The organism is Rhodopseudomonas parapalustris (assembly GCF_053772255.1).
Window position 1 is genome coordinate 47,298 of the sequence record NZ_JAMKBZ010000027.1, and the last position, 18,421, is coordinate 65,718.

Genomic DNA, 18,421 nt, shown 5'->3' on the forward strand with positions numbered 1-18,421 from the left:
TTCCGGGCGCGCGGAGCGCGAGCCCGGAATCCATAACCACCGCAGGGAGTATGGATTTCGGGCCTGCGCCCCAAGGGGCGCATCCCGGAATGACGAAAGATGGGTGGTTTGTATCGCTCACTGCAGCACCATCACATCCTGGTCCGGATGTTCGGCGTACAGCCGCTCGACCAAAGCGGCGCGGCGGTCGAGGCCGGCACGCTGGTTGATGTAGCCCTTGTCGGTGAGTTCGTTGCCGTCGATCGACGGCGGCTCGACCATCAGCATGGCGCGCGCGATCCGCATTGAGCTGGCGCCTTCAACCTCGCGGTTGTGCTTCTCCAGCCCGGCGCGCAGCGCGGCGAGCACGTCGGGATGCTTGACCACGTCCTCAAAGCTGGCATTCGGATCGCCGATCATCACCCGGCAGGCATTGAGATTGGGCCAGGCCAAGAGGCCGATGTACGCGCGGTCCTGACCCGCCACCAGCGCGTCCTGGATCACAGGGCTTGCGGCAGCGATCGAGTCGGTGCGCACCGTGCTGACGTGAACGAAGGTGCCGGTCATCAGCTTGAAGTCCTCGGCGACACGGCCGGCGAAGATGATGCCCTTCACCGGATCGTTCGGATCGACGAACACGCCGGCGTCGCCGATCTTGTAGAAGCCCTCTTCGTCGAACGCCTTCTCGGTGAGGTCCGGCTGGCCGTGATAGCCCGGCATTACGTTGACGCCGCGCAGCCGCAGTTCGTACTTGTCACCGACCGGCAGCATCTTCAGTTCGACGCCGGGGAACGGCAGCCCGATCAGGCCGACGCGTTCGGTGTCCCAATAGGTGCCGGTCGAGGTCGGCGAGGTCTCGGTCGAGCCCCAGCCGGTGTAGAACACCAGCCGGTGTCCGGTGGCGCGTACCGCCAGCGCCTGCATCCGCTCGTACAGATCGTCCGGCAGCCGCGCGCCGCCATAGGCCATCAATTGCATGTCCTTGAAGAACGACCGGCACAGCGCGTCGTCCTTCTCCATCGCGCTCGCCAGCGCGGCGTAGCCGGCCGGCACGTTGGCGTAGTAGGTCGGCGAGATTTCGCGCAAGTTACGCAGCGTCTCTTCGATCTGGCCCGGCACCGGGCGGCCGTCGTCGATGTACAGCGTGCCGCCTTCGATCAGCAGCGGGTTGAACGCAGCGTTGCCGCCCATGGTGTGGTTCCACGGCATCCAGTCGAGCTGCACCGGCGGCGGACCGTTCGGATCGCGCGGCCGCACCTGCATCATCATCGCGGCGTTGGCGCACATCATGCGCTGGGTATTGATCACCGCCTTCGGCATTCCGGTCGAGCCGGAGGTGAACAGAAACTTGGCGACGGTGTCCGGTGTAATCTTTGCGATCGAGGCTTCGACATCGGGCGTCACCTTGGTCGCCGCCATCTCGTCGAAAGACAGGCTGGAGATGCCATCGGCCGTCCCCTCGACGTGAATCACCGTGACGCCGGTCAGGTCGAGCGCATGCAGCGCCTTGGTGAAGGGCGCGCCGTTCTGCACCATCACGGCCGCCGGCTTCACCAGGTCGAACAGATATTTCAGCTTGAGGTGGTCGTGGCTCATCAGCGAATAGGCCGGCGACACCGGCGCCGTCGGAATCCGCGCCTGCATCGCCGCCATCATCATCAGCGCGAATTCGATCGAATTGCCGGACAGCACCGTCAGCGGCCGGCCTTCCGGCAGCTTCAGGTCGAGCAGCGCCTGGGTGAGCGAATCGACGATGCGCTTGGCCTCGCCGTAGCTGACCTTGCGCCACTGCCGATCCGGCCCCTTGCGCTGCGCCAGCCAGATGTGGTCGGGGCGCTGTTTGGCCCACTTGGCCAGCGCCATCGGCAGATTTGGATCGTGGTCCATCAGCGGGAAGCGCGACTTCATCACGATGACGCCGCCCTCGCGACGATCGACCTCGATCTCGCGCGGCAGCCAGTTCACCTTGCGGAAGGGCGGCTTGGTCAGCACCGCGGCTGCGCTGGCAGTCATGTCTTCGTCTCCCGTCTTTTCGGCCTCTTGCCGGGCCGACGTTATCTGGTCAGCGATTGCCGTAGACCGGCTTGCGCTTCTCGAGGAACGCGGCGACGCCTTCCTTGAAATCCTCCGAGCGCGAACACAGCACCTGATTGCGATCTTCCATCGCGATCACCTGCTCGATCGAACCGGCGTCCACCGCCATGTTGAGGCATTCCTTCGACAGCCGCAAACCGACCGGCGACGCCGCCATCATCGCATCGACGAACGGCTGGGCGGCCGCTTCGAGCTGATCGTCTTCCACCAATTCGGAAACCAGGCCCGTCATCAGTGCGCGTTCGGCGCCGAGGAAGCGGCCGGTGAGGATCAGCTCGGACGCCACCGAGACGCCGACCAGGCGCGGCAAAAAGTAGCTGGTGCCGATGTCGCAGCCGCCGAGGCCGAGCTTGATGAACGCGCAGTTCATTCGCGCGCTGCGCCCGGCGATGCGGACGTCGGAAGCCAGCGCCAGCGCAAAGCCGCCGCCGGCGGCGGCGCCGCGGATCAGCGTGATGATCGGCTGCGGGCAACGGCGCATCAGCATCACGATGTCGGCGATCCGGCGCTGCGAATCCAGCGACTCGGTGACGCCGGGTGCGGCGTTCTCGCCGGCGCGGCGCGCCATCGCATGTTTGAGATCGAGGCCCGCGCAGAAATTGGCGCCGGCGCCCTTGAGCACCACGACGCGGGTCTTGCGGTCGCGCTGCAACCGGCCGAAGTAATCGTTGAGCGCGTCGATCAGGCTGGGATCGAGAGCATTGAGGCTGTCCGGCCGATTGAGCGTCACCCAATCGACCCCGTCACGATGATCGACCAGCAAGGCCTCGGTCACGCCGTCACTCCCGTCAGTTCTTGTTCTTATACGCCGCTGCCGCGACGTTTAGTCGGATCGCCGTTCCGGCGATAGTCGCCCCTCTCCCAAATACAAGGAGATGAACAATCTTGCGTGCTTCGAATTCCGCCGCGCGAGAGATCGTCAGTCTGTCACGAACTACACGCGGCGGAGAACGAAGACTCACCCTCTCCCGAAACAGAGAGGGTGAGAAGTGCGCGTTTAGCGCGGCGCCATGCGGATGGCGCCGTCGAGACGAATGGTCTCGCCGTTCAGCATCGGGTTCTCGACGATCTGCACCGCGAGCGAGGCGTATTCCGACGGATCGCCGAGGCGGGCCGGATGCGGCACCTGGGCGCCGAGGCTCTTGCGGGCGTCTTCCGACAGACCCATCAGCAGCGGGGTGAGGAACAGGCCCGGCGCGATGGTCATGACGCGGATGTTCATCGAGGCGAGGTCGCGCGCCACCGGCAGGGTCATGCCGACGATGCCGCCCTTGGAGGCCGAGTAAGCGGCCTGGCCGATCTGGCCGTCGAACGCCGCCACCGAGGCGGTGTTGATGCAGACGCCGCGCTCTTCGCCGATGGTCGGCGCGCTCTGCATGCGCTCGGCGACGAGACGGATGCAGTTGAAGCTGCCGATCAGGTTGACGTTGATGATGCGCGAGAAGTGATCGAGCGGATAGGCGCCGTTCTTGCTGACGGTCTTCACCGCGCCGCCGATGCCGGCACAGTTCACCAGCACGCGGACGATGCCGTGCGCGGCTTCAGCCTTGGCGATCGCCTCCTTGACCGGGGCTTCCTGCGACACGTCGCCGACACAGGCGACGCCGCCGATCTCGGCCGCAACCTTCTCGGCATTATCCTTGTTCATGTCGAGGACGGCGACCTTGGCGCCCTTGGCGGCCATCGCCCGCGCGGTCGCGGCGCCGAGCCCCGAACCACCGCCGGTGATGAGAACGGAGACGTCTTTCAACTGCATTGGATATCCCTTTCCTTGGGCGCTTTCTTGAAGCCTTGTCTCGAACGCCACCGCACGCCGCTCTCGTGAGCGGCCGAGCCGACGACGTCCCGGGTGGTTATTGCGCTGTTGGTCCGGGCCTTCAACGGGCCCCTTGGGCGTTTCCCCGATCATAGCATCCGGCAAAAGGTCGCGACATGGGCCGCGGCCGAGCCGGTTCGAGGCCTCTCCTTGGGTGGCGTTTCGTTGAGCTCGCGTTCCGACAGATTGCTTGGGCGTTTCCTGGCGTTTTCTTGTTATTGAGACACAAACAATGTCCCGGGGGTGCCTGAAGCTCCATTCCGCCTACCTTCTTGAGGGCAGGTTCCGTGAACTGATCCTTGGGCGTTATTGTTGTTTTTAGGATTTCCTTGGCTTGTCCCGGGTCGTAATTGAAAGGCCTCTGGAGTCTGGGTGGGGTGGTTTCTTCTTTTTGTTAGCTCATGATCCTGCGACGGAGGGCCGACGCGCCTTGGCCGTCAGCAACCCGCCGAGAACGATTCTTTCGATATGGGCGACATAGGAACGGCAGACCTCGTCGGTCACCGGCCCGACCCCGGCGGCGCGCATCATCGTCTGCCGGCCGAAGAACAGATGGTCACAGGCGCCAATCAGGGTGGTGTAGAACAACACCGGATCGACTTCGTAGAAATGGCCGCTGGCAACGCCCTCGGCGAGCAGCCGGCGATGGAAATCGAGCAGCGGCCCGACGAAGAATTTGGTGACCTCGTCGGCGGTGTCACGATTCTGCCCGTGCAGCAGATAGTGAATCAGCCGATTGAGATACGGAAACTGGTGATACGCCTTGATGATGCCGGCGATGTGCAGCTTCATCTTGGTGGTCGGCGACAGCGGCTGCGCCAGCAGGAATTCGAGATGGGTCATCTCGTTCGAGGCGTCGCGCTCGAGCAGCGCCAGCAGCAGGCCGTCCTTGTTGCCGAAGTGATACTTCACCAGAGCGGCGTTGACGCCCGACTTCTGCGCAATGTCGGCCAGCGAGATCTCGACCGAGTTGCGCTCGATCATCAATTCGCCTGCAGCAACCAACAACTTCTCGGCGGTCAGGCTTTTCGCCGCCGATGCCTTGGGAGCCGTTGACTGGTTCAGATGCGCTGCCATTGCCATCGCACTTACAGCATCGTTTGACATGGCTCAAGCGTTAATTGATCGATTGACTAAAACCGTCCCCACCACTTAAATCGCCGCCACCCAAGACCAACACCCAAAGACCAATACCCAACAACCATTACAGGGAGAGAACACATGGCCGAGGCCTATATCGTCGCCGCCGCTCGCACTGCCGGCGGCCGCAAGGGTGGCCGTCTGGCCGGCTGGCATCCGGTCGATCTCGCAGCCTCCGTCATCAACGCGCTGGTCGACCGCTCGGGCGCCGCGCCGGATCAGATCGAAGACGTGATCATGGGCTGCGTCGGCCAGGGTGGCGAGCAGGCCGTCAATATCGGCCGCAACGCGGTGCTGGCCTCGAAGCTGCCGGAGAGCGTGCCCGGCACCTCGGTCGACCGCCAGTGCGGCTCGTCGCAGCAGGCGCTGCATTTCGCCGCACAGGCGGTGATGGCCGGCACCATGGATATCGTGATCGCCGCCGGCGTCGAATCGATGACCCGCGTGCCGATGGGCTCGCCGAGCATCCTCGCCGCCAAGGCCGGGCTCGGCAACTACAAGAGCCCGAAGATGGAAGAGCGCTACCCGAACATCCAGTTCAGCCAGTTCGTCGGCGCCGAGATGGTCGCGAACAAGTACAATTTGTCGAAGGACGAGCTCGACGAGTTCGCGTTCAACAGCCACCAGCGCGCGATCGCCGCGACGCAAGGAGGCAAGTTCAAGGACGAGATCATCCCGCTCGAGATCACCCGCGCCGACGGCTCGACCGACATCCACCAGATCGACGAAGGCATCCGCTTCGACGCGACGATCGACGGCATCAAGGGCGTCAAGCTGATCAACGAAAACGGCGGCAAGCTCACCGCGGCGACCGCCAGCCAGATCTGCGACGGTGCCTCCGGCGTGGTGGTGGTCAACGAGAAGGGCCTGAAGCAACTCGGCGTGCAGCCGCTGGCACGCGTCCACCACATGACGATGCGCGGCGGCGATCCGGTGATCATGCTGGAAGCCCCGCTGCCCGCCACCGAATACGCGCTGAAGAAGGCCGGGATGAAGATCGACGACATCGACCTGTTCGAGGTCAACGAAGCGTTCGCCTCGATCCCGACCGCGTGGCTGAAGGCGACCGGCGCCGATCCGGCCCGTCTCAACGTCAACGGCGGCGCGATCGCGCTCGGCCATCCGCTCGGCGGCTCCGGCACCAAGCTGATGACCACGCTGATCCATGCGCTGAAGCAGAACAACAAGCGCTACGGCCTGCAGACGATGTGCGAAGGCGGCGGCATGGCCAACGTCACCATCGTCGAGCGGCTGTAAGGCCCGACTTGGACGCGGGGGCGGCGTCCGCGTCGCACCGCGTCCCTGACCCACAGCGCCTGACCATCGTCAGTCGCCGAAACGAGAGACTTTCGCCGTCATTGCGAGCGAAGCGAAGCAATCCAGGCCCTTGCACCGGACTCTGGATTGCTTCGTCGCTTCGCTCCTCGCAATGACGAAGCAGAGCGGAGCCAATCCGCCGCATCACCAAAGAGGAAACTGCCATGACCCATCCGTCGATTCACGCCAAGACCAATCCCGACAAAGTCGCCTACCGGATGGCTTCGACCGGCCAGGCCCTCACCTATCGGCAGCTCGATGAGCGCTCCAATCAGGGCGCGCATTTGTTCCGGTCGCTGGGGCTGAAGGCCGGCGATCACATCGCACTGCTGATGGAAAATCGGCTGGCGTTCATGGAGATCTGCTGGGCGGCGCAGCGCGCGGGCCTGTATTACACCGCGATCAGCCGCTATCTCACCAAGGATGAGATCGGCTACATCGTGCAGGACTGCGGCGCCAAGGTGGTGATCACCTCCGCGCAGGGCAGCGAAACGATGAAGTCGCTGCTGTCGGATGCGCCGGGCGCGCCGCTGTACTACATGGTCGATCCGCCGATCACCGGCTTCCGCTCGTGGGAGCAGGAAACCGCCGCACAACCGGTCACGCCGATCGCCGACGAAGTCGCCGGCTACGACATGCTGTACTCCTCCGGCACCACCGGCCGGCCGAAGGGCATCAAGCGCGAATTCGAAGGCAATGCCATCGACGTGCCGAGCCCGTTCCTGCGCCTATTGTGCGAGAAGATGTGCGGCATGAACGCCGAGAGCATCTATCTGTCGCCGGCGCCGCTGTATCACGCAGCTCCCCTGCGTTTCAACATGATGGCGACCACGCTCGGCGGCACCTCGATCATCATGGAGCATTTCGACGCCGAGCAGTTCCTGGCGCTGGTCGAGAAGTACAAAGTGACGCAGTCGCAGCTGGTGCCGACGATGTTCGTGCGCATGCTGAAGCTGCCCGACGAGGTCCGCAGCCGCTACGACGTGTCGTCGCTGAAGGGCGCGATCCACGCCGCCGCGCCCTGCCCGGTCGACGTCAAGGCCAAGATGATCGAGTGGTGGGGGCCGATCCTGATCGAGTACTACGCCGGCTCCGAAGGCAACGGCGTCACGGTCTCGACCTCGCAGCAATGGCTGGCGCATCGCGGCACGGTCGGCAAGGCGGTGGTCGGGACCATCAAGATCCTCGACGACGAGGGCGAGGAGCAGCCGGTCGGCGAGATCGGTACCGTGTACTTTGCCGACGCGCCGTCGTTCAGCTATCACAACGATCCGGACAAGACCAAGAAGGCCTACAACGAGAAAGGCTGGTCGACGCTCGGCGACGTCGGTTATCTCGACGACGAGGGCTTCCTGTATCTCACCGACCGCAAGAGCTACATGATCATCTCCGGCGGCGTGAACATCTACCCGCAGGAGACCGAGGACGTGCTGCTGACCCATCCGGACGTCGCCGACGTCGCGGTGTTCGGCGTGCCGAACGCCGAGATGGGCGAAGAGGTCAAGGCTGTGGTGCAGCTCCGCGACGGCGCCGCCCCCAGCGCCGAACGCGCGGCCGAGCTGATGGCGTTCTGCCGCGAACGGCTGTCGCCGATCAAATGCCCGCGTTCGGTCGACTTCGAGGCCGAGCTGCCGCGCACCCCGACCGGCAAGCTGGTCAAGCGGCACCTCAAGGATCGGTACTGGCCGGCGCAGAACAAGGCGGCGGCGACCGCCTGACCGGTTCCGCATTGATTGCGCATCCCCGCCGCCCGGCGACGGGGATGTCGCGCCCGGCCTGTCCCCCGCAGGCCAAGAACGACTCCGCACCGTCGTCGTGCCGCGCTATGCTGCCGGGCAATGCGGCTTCGTCGTGATCAGATTCCGTCCACTCCCTCTCCCCACCGTGCCGGCGCCGCCGTCTCGGTGCTGACCCATGTCGCGCTGGTCGGCGCGGTGCTGATGTTTGCCGAGGTGCATCCGTTCGCCGACGTGCCGGAGCAGCGGATCGAGGTCGAGGTGGTCACCGCGGACGAAGCCCCGCCGCCGGCGCCGGAGAAGGAGCCAGCGCCGAAGCCTGCCGAGCAGCCGACGCCGAATTTCGAGGTATCGCCGACACCGACCGAGGAGCCCAAGCCGCAACAGCAGGCCCCCGCGAAACAGCAACCGGCCGAAGCCAAGCCGCCAGCTCCAGCTCCGCAGCCGCCGCAGCAGAGCGCGCAGGCACCGGCGGCTCCTCCGCAACAGCAGCCCGCCCCGCCATCTCAGCCTGTGCCGCAGGCAGCTCCGCCCGCGCCGTTCCCTCCTGCGATTGCTCAGGAGCCGGACATCACCGTCAAGTACTCGGTAGCGCTCGGCCTGCCGGCCGAAGGCGGCGGCTTCGATGCACCGGCCGAGACCGTCGCCAATATCAGCGCCGAAGCGGTCGCGGCGCTGCGCAAACGGCTGAAAGCCTGCGCCGCGCTGCCGGCGGGCTTGTCGCCATCGGACAACGTCAAGATCGTGATCCGGGTCGGGCTGACGCCGGACGGACGGCTCGCCCAGGAGCCGTTCCTGATCGAGGCCAGCGCTTCGGCCAAGGGGCCGGCATTGATGAAAGGGGCCATCGCGGCGCTCGAAGCCTGCCAGCCCTACACCATGCTGCCGCCCGACAAATATCGGGAATGGCGGGTGCTCGATATCGGCTTCACGCCGCAGGATTTCCGCGGCTGAAGCAACGCTCCGCAGCCGATTTCGGCCGCCCGACATAAAGAAAGCTCCGGAACCGCCGGAGCTTTAAGTCAAGGGAGACTCGGTCCGCCGCAGCGCCGACCTTTCGCCGGCTGGCGGAAATTCTTCCTGTCGCGACCGCTCCGCCTCACCGGCGACGATCACTCCGCTGATCGGGCTGCCGCTCGCGTCCGCAAATCGCTGAGCCTCGGCGTGCACCACTCATGCGAGCATCGAATAGACAATTCGTGCAACGATCTTTGACGCACGTCAAGAATATCTCGTTTCACGGAAATCATCGCGACGATTGCAGGCGCATCGCAGGAATACGGCGGCAAGGCGCTACCGCGCGCGTGAGAACCGACTAAGCTCCCCGGCGCCCTGCCACCCGAATTTGGAGTCTGCGATCTTGCCCTCGTCGCCTTGGAGCTTCGCGACCGTCACCGACCTCACCAAAGCCCTCACCACCAAACAGGTCTCCGCCTTCGAACTCGCGCAGGACGCGATCGGGCGGATCGAGCGCCACGATGGCGAGGTCAATGCGGTCTGCGTGCGCGACTTCGACCGCGCGCTGCAGAGCGCCCGTACCGCCGATCAGGCGCTCGCGCGCGGCGAGCAGCAGCCGCTGCTCGGGATACCGATGACCGTGAAGGAGAGCTTCAACGTCGCCGGCCTGCCGACCACCTGGGGCTTCGTCGATCAGAAGGATTTCGTGGCGGAGCACGACGCGCTGGCGATCGAGCGCGTCAGGGCCGCCGGCGCCGTGATCCTCGGCAAGACCAACGTGCCGGTCGCACTCGCCGACTGGCAGAGCTACAACGACATCTACGGCACCACCAACAACCCGTTCGATCTGTCGCGCACGCCCGGCGGCTCGTCTGGCGGCTCGTCGGCCGCGCTCGCCGCCGGCTACGGCGCGCTGTCGCTCGGCTCGGATATCGGCGGCTCGCTGCGGGTGCCGGCGTTCCATTGCGGCGTCTACGCTCACAAGCCGACCTTCGCGCTATGCCCGGCGCGCGGCCACACCCCGCCGGGGCTACCGCCGCTGCCGTCCAACCGCGACCTGTCGGTGATCGGGCCGATGGCGCGCTCAGCCGCCGACCTGGCGCTGCTGCTCGACGTGATCGCCGGCCCCGATCCGACCTTCGACGGCATCGCCTACCGGCTCGACCTGCTGCCGGCCCGGCACACCGCGCTGAAGGATTACCGCGTGCTGCTGCTCGATCAGCACCCGCTGCTGCCGACCGGTCGGGCGGTGGGCGGCGCGCTGGAGACACTGGCTGCGAACCTCGCCAAAGCCGGCGTCAGCGTCACCCGCTCCTCGCCGCTGCTCCCGGACCTCGCCGAGACCACGCGGGTGTATATGCGGATGCTGCTGTCGTTCCTGGCCGCCGGGTTTGCCCCGGACCTCTATGCCGGCGCGCAGGCGATGGCGGCCGGGCTCGACGCCAAGGACGACAGCCTCGCCGCCGAGCGGCTGCGCGGCATCGTGCTCAGCCACCGCGACTGGGTGATCGCGGATTCGCGCCGCACCGGGCTGCGGGCGCAATGGCACGCGCTGTTCAAATCGTTCGACGCGGTGATCTGCCCGGTAATGCCGACCCCGGCCTACGTGCAGGACCACCACGAGCCGCAGGAAGAGCGCCGCATCGACATCGACGGCCAATCGCATCCCTATGTCGATCAGCTTGTCTGGCCCGGCATCGCCACCCTGCCCGGCCTGCCCTCGACGGCGATTCCGCTCGGCCTGGCGGACGGCCTGCCGGTCGGCGTGCAGATCGTCGGCCCGTGGCTGGAAGACCGCACGCCGCTGAAGCTGGCCGAACTGATCGAGCGCGAATTCGGCGGCTTCACCCCGCCGCCGGCGTTCAACGACTGAGGCTCTGGTATCAGGTCATCGCCGGGCTCGACCCGGCGATCCATCGATCTTCGATAGGTCGGCAATCGAACTGTGTCCGCTGACGCTGACGATGGATGCGCGGGTCAAGCCCGCGCATGACGACCTCGTGAGCTGACTGGCGTCAGGCGTCGAACATGATCACGCTGCGCACCGTCTTGCCGGCCTTCATCGCGGCGAAGCCGTCGTTGATCTCGGACAGCTTCAGCTTGGCCGAGATCCAATCCTTGAGATGCAGCCGGCCGCGCAGGTAGAAGTCGACCAGCCGCGGCATGTCGACCCGGAAGTGATTGGAGCCCATCGACGAGCCCTGAATCTTGCGCTCACGCAGGAAGTCAAAGCCGTGCAGCTCGATCTTCTGGCCGAACGGGATCATGCCGACGATGGTGGCGGTGCCGCCCGGCGCCAGCATCGCGAACGCCTGCTCGGCGGTCTCCTTGCGGCCCAGCACCTCGAAGGCGTGATGCACGCCGCCCTTGGTCAGCTCGCGCACCTGCTGCACCACATCGCCGTTCGCAGGATCGACGACGTCGGTCGCGCCGAGCTTGGTGGCGAGCTGCAGCTTGGCCGGATTGGTGTCGATCGCGATGATGCGTCCGGCGCCGGCGATCTCGGCGCCGTTGATCGCCGCCATGCCGACGCCGCCGCAGCCGATCACCGCGACGGTCTCGCCCGGCGCCACCTTGGCGGTGTTGGCGACCGCGCCGTAACCGGTGATCACGCCGCATCCGATCAGCGCTGCGAGATCAAGCGGCATGTCGCGACGGATCTTCACGATGGCGTTCTCGTGCACCAGCATCTGCTCGGCGAACGACGACAGGTTGAGAAATTGATTGAGCTTCTCCGAGCGCGCCCAGCTCAGCCGGTTCGACACGCCCGGCAGCATCTTCACCGTCGTGTCGGTGCACAGCACAGGCCGGCCGGTCGAGCAATTGTCGCAGGTGCCGCAGAACACCGACAGGCAGGTGACGACGTGATCGCCCGGCTGCACATAGGTGACGTCGGAGCCGACCTGCTCGACGATACCCGCCGACTCGTGGCCGAGCACCGCCGGCAGCGGATGCGGATACAACCCTTCCATGAAATGCAAATCGGAATGACACAGCCCGGCCACCGCGGTCCGGATCAGCACTTCGCGCGGACCCGGCTTCTGCAGGCTGATCTCCTCGATCGTCATCGGCTGGTTCACTTCGTGCAGCACGGCGGCTTTCATCGGCGTTTCCTGTTGTTTTGAGTTACTTGTTGTTTGTCGTTGGTTGGTCGTTCCTTCCAGCCTCTCCACGTCATCGCGAGCCGAAGGCAAAGCAATCCAGGGGCTCAGTGCACGAAGCTGGATTGCTTCGCTACGCTCGCAATGACGGGGGAAGGCATTGCCTTTAGCTTACGCCGTCAATAGCGGCGCGATCTCGTCCATGGTGGCGGCGCGGTCGCCGAGCAGGTGATCGGCGATCGCGAGTTCGAGCTTACCGTCCTGAGCGGCGAACGGATCGGGCTGATACAGCCGATGCTCGACCGCGAGCCGCGACAGCAGCACGCGGCGGGCGTCGCCGCGCATCGCTTCGATCTTCGCGCCTTCCCAGGCGAACGCCACCGCGCTGGCGACATGATACAGCGCGCTGGTTGCGCGGCGGGCGTCGGCCTCGTTGCCCGCGCCGCGTGCGACCTCGCGAGCAAAATCGATCGACTTGTCGATTAGTCCGCGCAGCCGGTCGCGCCAGGCCTGCGGCACGCGCGCCGCATCGTCGAGACGGGCATGCAGATCGGCGGCGAGCGCCGACTCCGCGCCATGCCGGCCGATCGCACGCTTGAGCGCATCGATCGCCACGATGTTGCCGGTGCCTTCCCAGATCGAGCCGAGATGCGCGTCGCGCAGCAGGCGCGCGGTGGCGAACTCTTCGACATAACCGATGCCGCCACGCATCTCGAGCGCATCACCACAGACTTTGCGCGCATCGCGGGTGGCACGGAATTTCAGCGTGGGCGTGAGAATACGCAGCAGCGCCGCGGCGTCCTGGCTGCCGCCCTCGGCGCGGTCGAGTGCGTCGGCGGTGAGGAAGCTGATCGACATTCCCTGCTCGGTCGGCAGCAGGATCTTCATCAACTGCCGCCGCGCCAGCGGCAGGTCGATGATACGGCTGCCGAACACCACGCGGTTCTTCGCCACCGTGATCGCATCGTGCCAGGCGCGGCGCATCAAGGCGGTCGACTTCACGCCGTTCGACAGCCGCGATGAGTTCACCATCTCGGCCATCTGCACGAAGCCGCGGTCGAGCTTGCCGACCGCGTAGGCGATCGCGCCTTCGAGCTTGATCTCGCCCGACGCCATCGAGCGGGTGCCGAGCTTGTCCTTCAGACGGACGATCCGGTAGTGATTGGGCGTGCCGTCGTCGAGCACGCGCGGCATCAGAAACAGACCGACGCCGCGGGTGCCGGGGCCGGCGCCTTCGGGCCGCGCCAGCAGCATCACCACCTTGGCGTCTGCGTTGGAGCAGAACCACTTCTCGCCATACAGCCGCCAGTGATCGCCTTCCGGCACCGCCACCGAGGTCAGCGTGCCGACGTCGGAGCCGCCCTCCTTCTCGGTCATGAACTGACCGCCTTGCGTCAGCTTGCTCATGTCGGTCTGGGTCAGACCGTCGAGATACTTCGCCTTCAGCTCGTCGCTGCCGAATTTCGACAGCAGCTTGGCGCAGCCGTCGGTGACGTTGATCGGGCAGCCCATGCCGAATTCGGTTTCGTTGAACAGCAGCGTGAAGGCGTGCTTGGCGGTCACCGGATAAGTCTCCGGCCAGCCCATGATGCCCTTACGGTGCGACAGCGCGTGTATGCCGAAGGTGCCGAATGCGGCGTTCTCGAGCTCGCGATACGCCGGGTGATACTCGACATATTGGGCGTCGCGACCGAACCGGTCGCGCTGATGCAGGATCGGCGTGTGGCGGTCGGCGAGCCGCGCACACTCGTCGAGCCGGCCGCCGGCAAGACTGCCGAGCGCGTCGAGATGCGGGTCGATGTGATCGACCAGCGGTTTGGGCAGATGGATGCGGAGCAGATCGGACAGCGACGGATCGGCGCGATAGAAATTGAGGCCGGTAGTGTCGGGCGCGATCAGATTAGCGGCGTTGCCGGGACGCGCCGCGGGCGCGACGGCTTGTTTGTTTCCTGCCAGCATGAGCAACTCTTGTTTTGGTTCTTTCGGGCCTGTCAGATGCTATAAGCCCGATCATCAGCCAGCACAAAGCTGCCCGCCACCCCAATCATCGAAGGACGCGCGACGGGTTCCGCCCGACGGAATTGCGCAACCGCATCGACACCGATGGACCTGACCACTCTCATCATCCTGATTGCCGGCGCGCTGTGCGGCGGGTTCGTCTCCGGTCTCTCAGGATTCGGCCTGGCTCTGGTGTCGCTCGGGTTCTGGCTCTACGTCTTCCCGCCGACGATCGCGGTGCCGCTGGTGCTGTTGTGCTCGATGGCCTCGCAGGCCTCGACCATGCGGATGGTGTGGCAGCATATCGATTTCAAACTAGTCACTCCCTTCCTGATCGGCGGGCTCGCCGGGGTGATCCCGGGCAGCGTGCTGGTGGCCTATGCCGATCCGTGGGGCTTCAAACTGTTCGTCGGCCTGTTCCTGCTGATCTTTCCACCGGCTTTGTACTTCACCCCACCGATGGCGCTGAGCTTCGGCGGGCGTTGGATGGACGGCGTGATCGGCTGGATCGGCGGCGTGATGGGCGGCTTCGCCGGATTGTCCGGCCCGCCGCCGATCCTGTGGGCGAGCATCCGCGGCTGGGACAAGCATCAGCGCGGCGGCGTGTTTCAGGCGTTCAACTCGACCGTGCTGGTCGCCGCGCTGATCCTGCAGACCGTGCACGGGCTGGTGACGTGGCAGGTGCTGCACGCCGCGCTGTTCGCCCTGCCCGCGATCCTGATCGGCGCCTGGCTCGGGGCACGGACCTACCACGCACTCAGCGACCGCTCGTTCGGCAACGTGGTGCTGGCGCTGCTGTTTCTGTCGGGCGCCAGCCTGGTGTGGAGCAGCCTTGCTACGCTGCGGTAAGGCACCATCCGATCAGGCGCGCCAGAACGGCTTGGCCACCTCGTGGATCATGTCGCCGCGCGACAGGCCGAGATCGCGTAGTTCGCGCGCCGAGAACCCGGCAAGGTCGATGCGCCCGCTGCGCCGCATGCGCCACAGCGCGAGGGTCGCACAGAGCCGAGCCCACAGGCCTCTCTTCCGGTGACGATCAATCGCCGCGCCGGCTATGCACGTCGACATCGCTGCTTTCCCGAACATGTCGTGACGACGCGAAGTATCTGCCGTGGCGGTGCCCGGCCACAAACGACATTTCCGCCAGGATCGCTGAGATAATCTCATGCACCGCGCCGGCTAGGCGATTACGCAAGATCAGCTTGCCGAAAGCCCGGCGGTTCTATCTCGTAAGCTCGAGGCGAGTGTCGATTCGCCGATCATCCGAACGGTCCCGCACAGGCTGCCGGCGACCGCCAACACGGGACGATGCAATGATCAACGAGCTGCTGCCGGTGGCGGAGAAGGTCGCGATCCGGCTGATCGCGCAGAAGCAGACCATCGCGGTGGCGGAATCCTCGACCGGCGGTCTGATCTCGGCGGCGCTGCTCGCGGTACCCGGCGCCTCCGCGTATTTCCTCGGCTCGGCGGTGGTCTATACGAGGCAGGCACGGCGAGTGCTGATGGACATTCCCGATGCCGACATGAAGGTGGAGGGCGTCCGGTCGTCCTCCGAGCCTTATGCCGAGCTGCTGGCGAAGCAGATCCGCGCGCGGCTCGGCGCCGATTGGGCGCTGTCGGAGACCGGCGCGGCCGGCCCGTCGGGCAATCGCTACGGCGACGCCGCCGGCCACACCTGCATCGCGGTCGCCGGCCCCGCGCAGGCGGTGATGACTCTGGAGACCGCCAGCGACGACCGGCTAGACAACATGCACGTGTTCGCCTCGACGGCGCTGTCGTTTTTGCTGCGAACGATGACACCGATCGGGTGACGCAAGCTCGAAGCCGGCCGATTTAAATCCGTGATGTTCCACGTCATTGACCCGCACGGGACGGCCTCACTCCCAGGGCTCGCCGATAAGGGCTGCGCTTCGCCCGGCATTCGCTTGAAGCTGCGGCCCTCAAGGAGCCTTCGGTTGTCGAGCCAGTCGACCCATTCCAGGGTGGCAACTCGACGGCCTCGAAGCTGCCCCATGGCCCGCGTCGCTACTCAACGTTCTGGCGGGAAACGCGCTGGCGCGTCGTTCGATTACGAGACGACGCCGGCATGACGTCGTCATCCTCAGTAAAGCCTGGTACGGTAAGCTTCTTCCATCGCCTTCTCGGCATCTGCAACCTCGATGGCAGCGGTCTGTTCGGCAATGATCCGGCCAAGCGTCGGAAAGCTGTTGCGCTCGACCTGTGTGGCCGGATTCCACAGCTTCGAGCGCATGAGAGCCTTGCCGCAGTGGAAATAAGTTTCCTCGACATGGATCTTGAGCCCGATGATGGGGACGACGTTCTGCACCGCCAGCGGCGTCAGCAGTTCCGCATCCTGCGATATCTCGGCGCGGCCGTTGACCCGCAGAGTCTCGTTGATACCCGGCACAAGGAAAATTAGGCCGATTCCGGGCGAGGCGATGATGTTGCCGAACGTATCGACGCGGTTATTGCCGCGCCGGTCGGGGATCAACAACGTCTTGTCGTCGAGCACGGCGACGAAGCCGGGCGCATCGCCCCGTGGGCTTGCGTCGGCATGGCCGTTACCATCGTTGGTCGCAAGAACGAGGAACGGCGACAGCGCGATGAAGTCCCGGCAAAACTTGTCGAGATGGTTGAGAACCTTTTTCTCCGCGAGCGGGCTCAATTGCCCGAAATGCGCGCGAAGATCGTCCTGCGACTTGATCGACGGCTTCCCGCCTGCACCCTGGCTGTCCATTTACGAACTTCCCTCTGAGTTATTCCGGCTCGATACCGCACCAGCTCGCGGTGAATAGTGCGAGCGCCTTTGTGACTCGCTTCACCGAAGCGAGATCGACGCGCTCGTTGAAGCCATGCGCACCTTCCATCGTGGCACCGAAGCAGAACGCCGGAACACCGAAATCGAGGCCATAGAAGCGGGCGTCAGTCAGGGCGGTCGACGAGAAGCTGGTCAGACGTTGCCGCCGAGCGTCAGCGTAGGTTGCTGCTGGTTGAATGAAGTGATCAGCAGCGGCGGCTCGGGCTGGAGATTGTGTTGAGCGCTCCACCGCGGGTCCGGCCGGCTGCGCGCGAGATGCCGAAGGGGATGGCGGCGGTGGCGGTCAGCATGGCCTAGGTGAATTCGCGTCTGTTCATCGAGCTCTCCGTGGTCGCATATCGACATGAGATTGACTTCGCCAAGCCCGCATCCGGATTCGGCGAATGATGTGGCGCCGGTATTGTTGCCGGATGCCCTGTCCCGCGCTACCTGATCGGGGACAACAATCATCGCGATCGGGCCATGTCTGGCCCGGAAGATGCATAAGAGCGCTGCGAAAGCGCCACGGATCGGGAGTTTACGACCCATGAAAGTCGCAACGCGGCGAAAAGACACTGCTGAATTGCGCGCCTACCGCAGGCAGGAAGGCCCAGTAGCAGCCGCAAATCGTGCGGGACACCTTCAGACCATTGCGCGACCGGTCGCCGCGATGACGGCCACCTATCCGAACGAGAGCACCAGCACGCGTCACTTGCATCGGCGCGACCAGTTCATCCTGCAGATCACGGGTGTAACCGCCATGATGACCGAACGTGGTCATTTCGTCGTGCCGCCCGGTCATGGCTTGTGGATTCCTGCCGGCGTCGTGCATCAATCGCGTGCCTGGGGTGAGGTCGAGGCGCAGACGATCTACGTCACGCCGAATCGCGAGCGGAAGACCTCCGATACGTGCCGCCTGATCCGCGCCTCGTCGCTCGTCGAAGCGCTGATGGACGAGGCCGTGCGCATACCTGAGATCTACGACCAGAATGGACGCGACGGCACGCTCATCGAATTTCTCCTCACCGAGATCGCGCGGATGCCGGAGGTGACGCTGCACGTGCAGGTGCCGCCGGACCCGCGCCTTGCCGAGATCTGCAAGGCGGTGCTGGTCGATCCGTCGTCAAACCTCACTCTTGACCACTGGGCCGACAAATGCGGCCTCAGCCGCCGGACGCTAACCCGGTTATTCCGCCGAGAGACTGGCCAGAGCTTTTCAGGCTGGCGGCAGCGCGTGCGACTTTTGGAAGCCTTGGCACGTCTCGGAGCAGGCGAAACTGTGACTGGCGTCGCGCTCGACGTCGGCTACGATAGTCCAAGTGCCTTCGCCGCGATGTTCAAGCGCGAGCTTGGCGCAGCACCGCGGCACTATCTTCGTTGGACGGATCAGGAGGTGGCGCTGCGCTGACGTCCTCAGATCGCTCGAAAACGCTCCAAGCTGGATTACTTCGCTTCGCTCGCAATTGTGCATGTTCAACAATTCGGT

At 65.2% G+C, this 18,421-nt stretch carries 16 protein-coding genes; 7 read left to right on the top strand and 9 right to left on the bottom strand.

The window, feature by feature from the left end; translation table 11 throughout:
• Positions 1 to 117: 117 nt before the first annotated feature.
• The 4 genes from M9H71_RS19905 to M9H71_RS19920 all read right to left on the bottom strand — a co-directional run bounded on the left by M9H71_RS19905 (position 118) and on the right by M9H71_RS19920 (position 4,966).
• A complete protein-coding gene (locus M9H71_RS19905; RefSeq protein WP_455406656.1) occupies positions 118 to 1,992 on the bottom strand; it encodes an AMP-binding protein in 1,875 nt (624 codons plus the stop codon).
• Positions 1,993 to 2,041: 49 nt separating this feature from the next.
• Complete coding sequence (locus M9H71_RS19910; RefSeq protein ID WP_455406657.1) at positions 2,042 to 2,848, bottom strand: enoyl-CoA hydratase/isomerase family protein; 807 nt, start codon at positions 2,846 to 2,848, stop codon at positions 2,042 to 2,044.
• A gap of 222 nt (positions 2,849 to 3,070) precedes the next feature.
• Positions 3,071 to 3,829 carry an SDR family NAD(P)-dependent oxidoreductase gene (locus tag M9H71_RS19915; RefSeq protein WP_013503496.1) on the bottom strand — a complete coding sequence of 253 codons (759 nt, stop codon included), beginning with the start codon at positions 3,827 to 3,829 and terminating at the stop codon, positions 3,071 to 3,073.
• A gap of 459 nt (positions 3,830 to 4,288) precedes the next feature.
• A complete protein-coding gene (locus M9H71_RS19920) occupies positions 4,289 to 4,966 on the bottom strand; it encodes a TetR family transcriptional regulator (protein ID WP_164606252.1) in 678 nt (225 codons plus the stop codon).
• Between the two features lie 144 nt (positions 4,967 to 5,110).
• On the opposite strand from M9H71_RS19920, the gene M9H71_RS19925 reads away from it, so the two are divergent.
• The 4 genes from M9H71_RS19925 (at position 5,111) to M9H71_RS19940 (ending at position 10,912) form a co-directional block, all read left to right on the top strand.
• Positions 5,111 to 6,286, top strand: a complete 1,176-nt coding sequence (locus tag M9H71_RS19925) for an acetyl-CoA C-acetyltransferase (RefSeq protein ID WP_455406658.1) — start codon at positions 5,111 to 5,113, stop codon at positions 6,284 to 6,286.
• Positions 6,287 to 6,510: 224 nt separating this feature from the next.
• On the top strand, positions 6,511 to 8,064 hold the full coding sequence (locus M9H71_RS19930) for an acyl-CoA synthetase (protein ID WP_455406659.1): 1,554 nt from the start codon (positions 6,511 to 6,513) through the stop codon (positions 8,062 to 8,064).
• Between the two features lie 120 nt (positions 8,065 to 8,184).
• Positions 8,185 to 9,036 (top strand): hypothetical protein, encoded by an 852-nt coding sequence (locus tag M9H71_RS19935; protein ID WP_455406660.1) that lies wholly within the window; start codon positions 8,185 to 8,187, stop codon positions 9,034 to 9,036.
• A 406-nt stretch (positions 9,037 to 9,442) separates the two neighbouring features.
• On the top strand, positions 9,443 to 10,912 hold the full coding sequence (locus M9H71_RS19940; RefSeq protein ID WP_455406661.1) for an amidase: 1,470 nt from the start codon (positions 9,443 to 9,445) through the stop codon (positions 10,910 to 10,912).
• Positions 10,913 to 11,054: 142 nt separating this feature from the next.
• Here M9H71_RS19940 and M9H71_RS19945 read toward each other — a convergent pair whose 3' ends face one another.
• Together M9H71_RS19945 and M9H71_RS19950 are read right to left on the bottom strand one after the other, a co-directional pair.
• Positions 11,055 to 12,143 (bottom strand): Zn-dependent alcohol dehydrogenase, encoded by a 1,089-nt coding sequence (locus M9H71_RS19945; RefSeq protein ID WP_455406662.1) that lies wholly within the window; start codon positions 12,141 to 12,143, stop codon positions 11,055 to 11,057.
• 168 nt (positions 12,144 to 12,311) lie between these two features.
• Positions 12,312 to 14,099, bottom strand: coding sequence for an acyl-CoA dehydrogenase family protein (locus tag M9H71_RS19950; RefSeq protein ID WP_455406663.1), 1,788 nt, complete (start codon positions 14,097 to 14,099; stop codon positions 12,312 to 12,314).
• Between the two features lie 144 nt (positions 14,100 to 14,243).
• On the opposite strand from M9H71_RS19950, the gene M9H71_RS19955 reads away from it, so the two are divergent.
• Entirely contained in the window at positions 14,244 to 14,987 is a 744-nt protein-coding gene (locus M9H71_RS19955) for a sulfite exporter TauE/SafE family protein (protein WP_455406664.1), read from the top strand.
• A gap of 12 nt (positions 14,988 to 14,999) precedes the next feature.
• Here M9H71_RS19955 and M9H71_RS19960 read toward each other — a convergent pair whose 3' ends face one another.
• The gene (locus M9H71_RS19960; protein WP_455406665.1) at positions 15,000 to 15,305 is read right to left on the bottom strand and encodes a DUF1127 domain-containing protein; all 306 of its coding nucleotides are present in this window, start codon (positions 15,303 to 15,305) and stop codon (positions 15,000 to 15,002) included.
• A gap of 146 nt (positions 15,306 to 15,451) precedes the next feature.
• Between M9H71_RS19960 and M9H71_RS19965 the strand changes: the two genes are divergently transcribed.
• Positions 15,452 to 15,949, top strand: a complete 498-nt coding sequence (locus M9H71_RS19965; RefSeq protein WP_455406666.1) for a CinA family protein — start codon at positions 15,452 to 15,454, stop codon at positions 15,947 to 15,949.
• A 290-nt stretch (positions 15,950 to 16,239) separates the two neighbouring features.
• Here M9H71_RS19965 and M9H71_RS19970 read toward each other — a convergent pair whose 3' ends face one another.
• Together M9H71_RS19970 and M9H71_RS19975 are read right to left on the bottom strand one after the other, a co-directional pair.
• The gene (locus tag M9H71_RS19970; RefSeq protein WP_119019126.1) at positions 16,240 to 16,875 is read right to left on the bottom strand and encodes a pyridoxamine 5'-phosphate oxidase family protein; all 636 of its coding nucleotides are present in this window, start codon (positions 16,873 to 16,875) and stop codon (positions 16,240 to 16,242) included.
• Positions 16,876 to 16,894: 19 nt separating this feature from the next.
• Complete coding sequence (locus tag M9H71_RS19975; RefSeq protein WP_455406667.1) at positions 16,895 to 17,185, bottom strand: M20/M25/M40 family metallo-hydrolase; 291 nt, start codon at positions 17,183 to 17,185, stop codon at positions 16,895 to 16,897.
• A gap of 297 nt (positions 17,186 to 17,482) precedes the next feature.
• Between M9H71_RS19975 and M9H71_RS19980 the strand changes: the two genes are divergently transcribed.
• Positions 17,483 to 18,343 carry an AraC family transcriptional regulator gene (locus tag M9H71_RS19980; RefSeq protein ID WP_455406668.1) on the top strand — a complete coding sequence of 287 codons (861 nt, stop codon included), beginning with the start codon at positions 17,483 to 17,485 and terminating at the stop codon, positions 18,341 to 18,343.
• Positions 18,344 to 18,421: the final 78 nt, after the last annotated feature.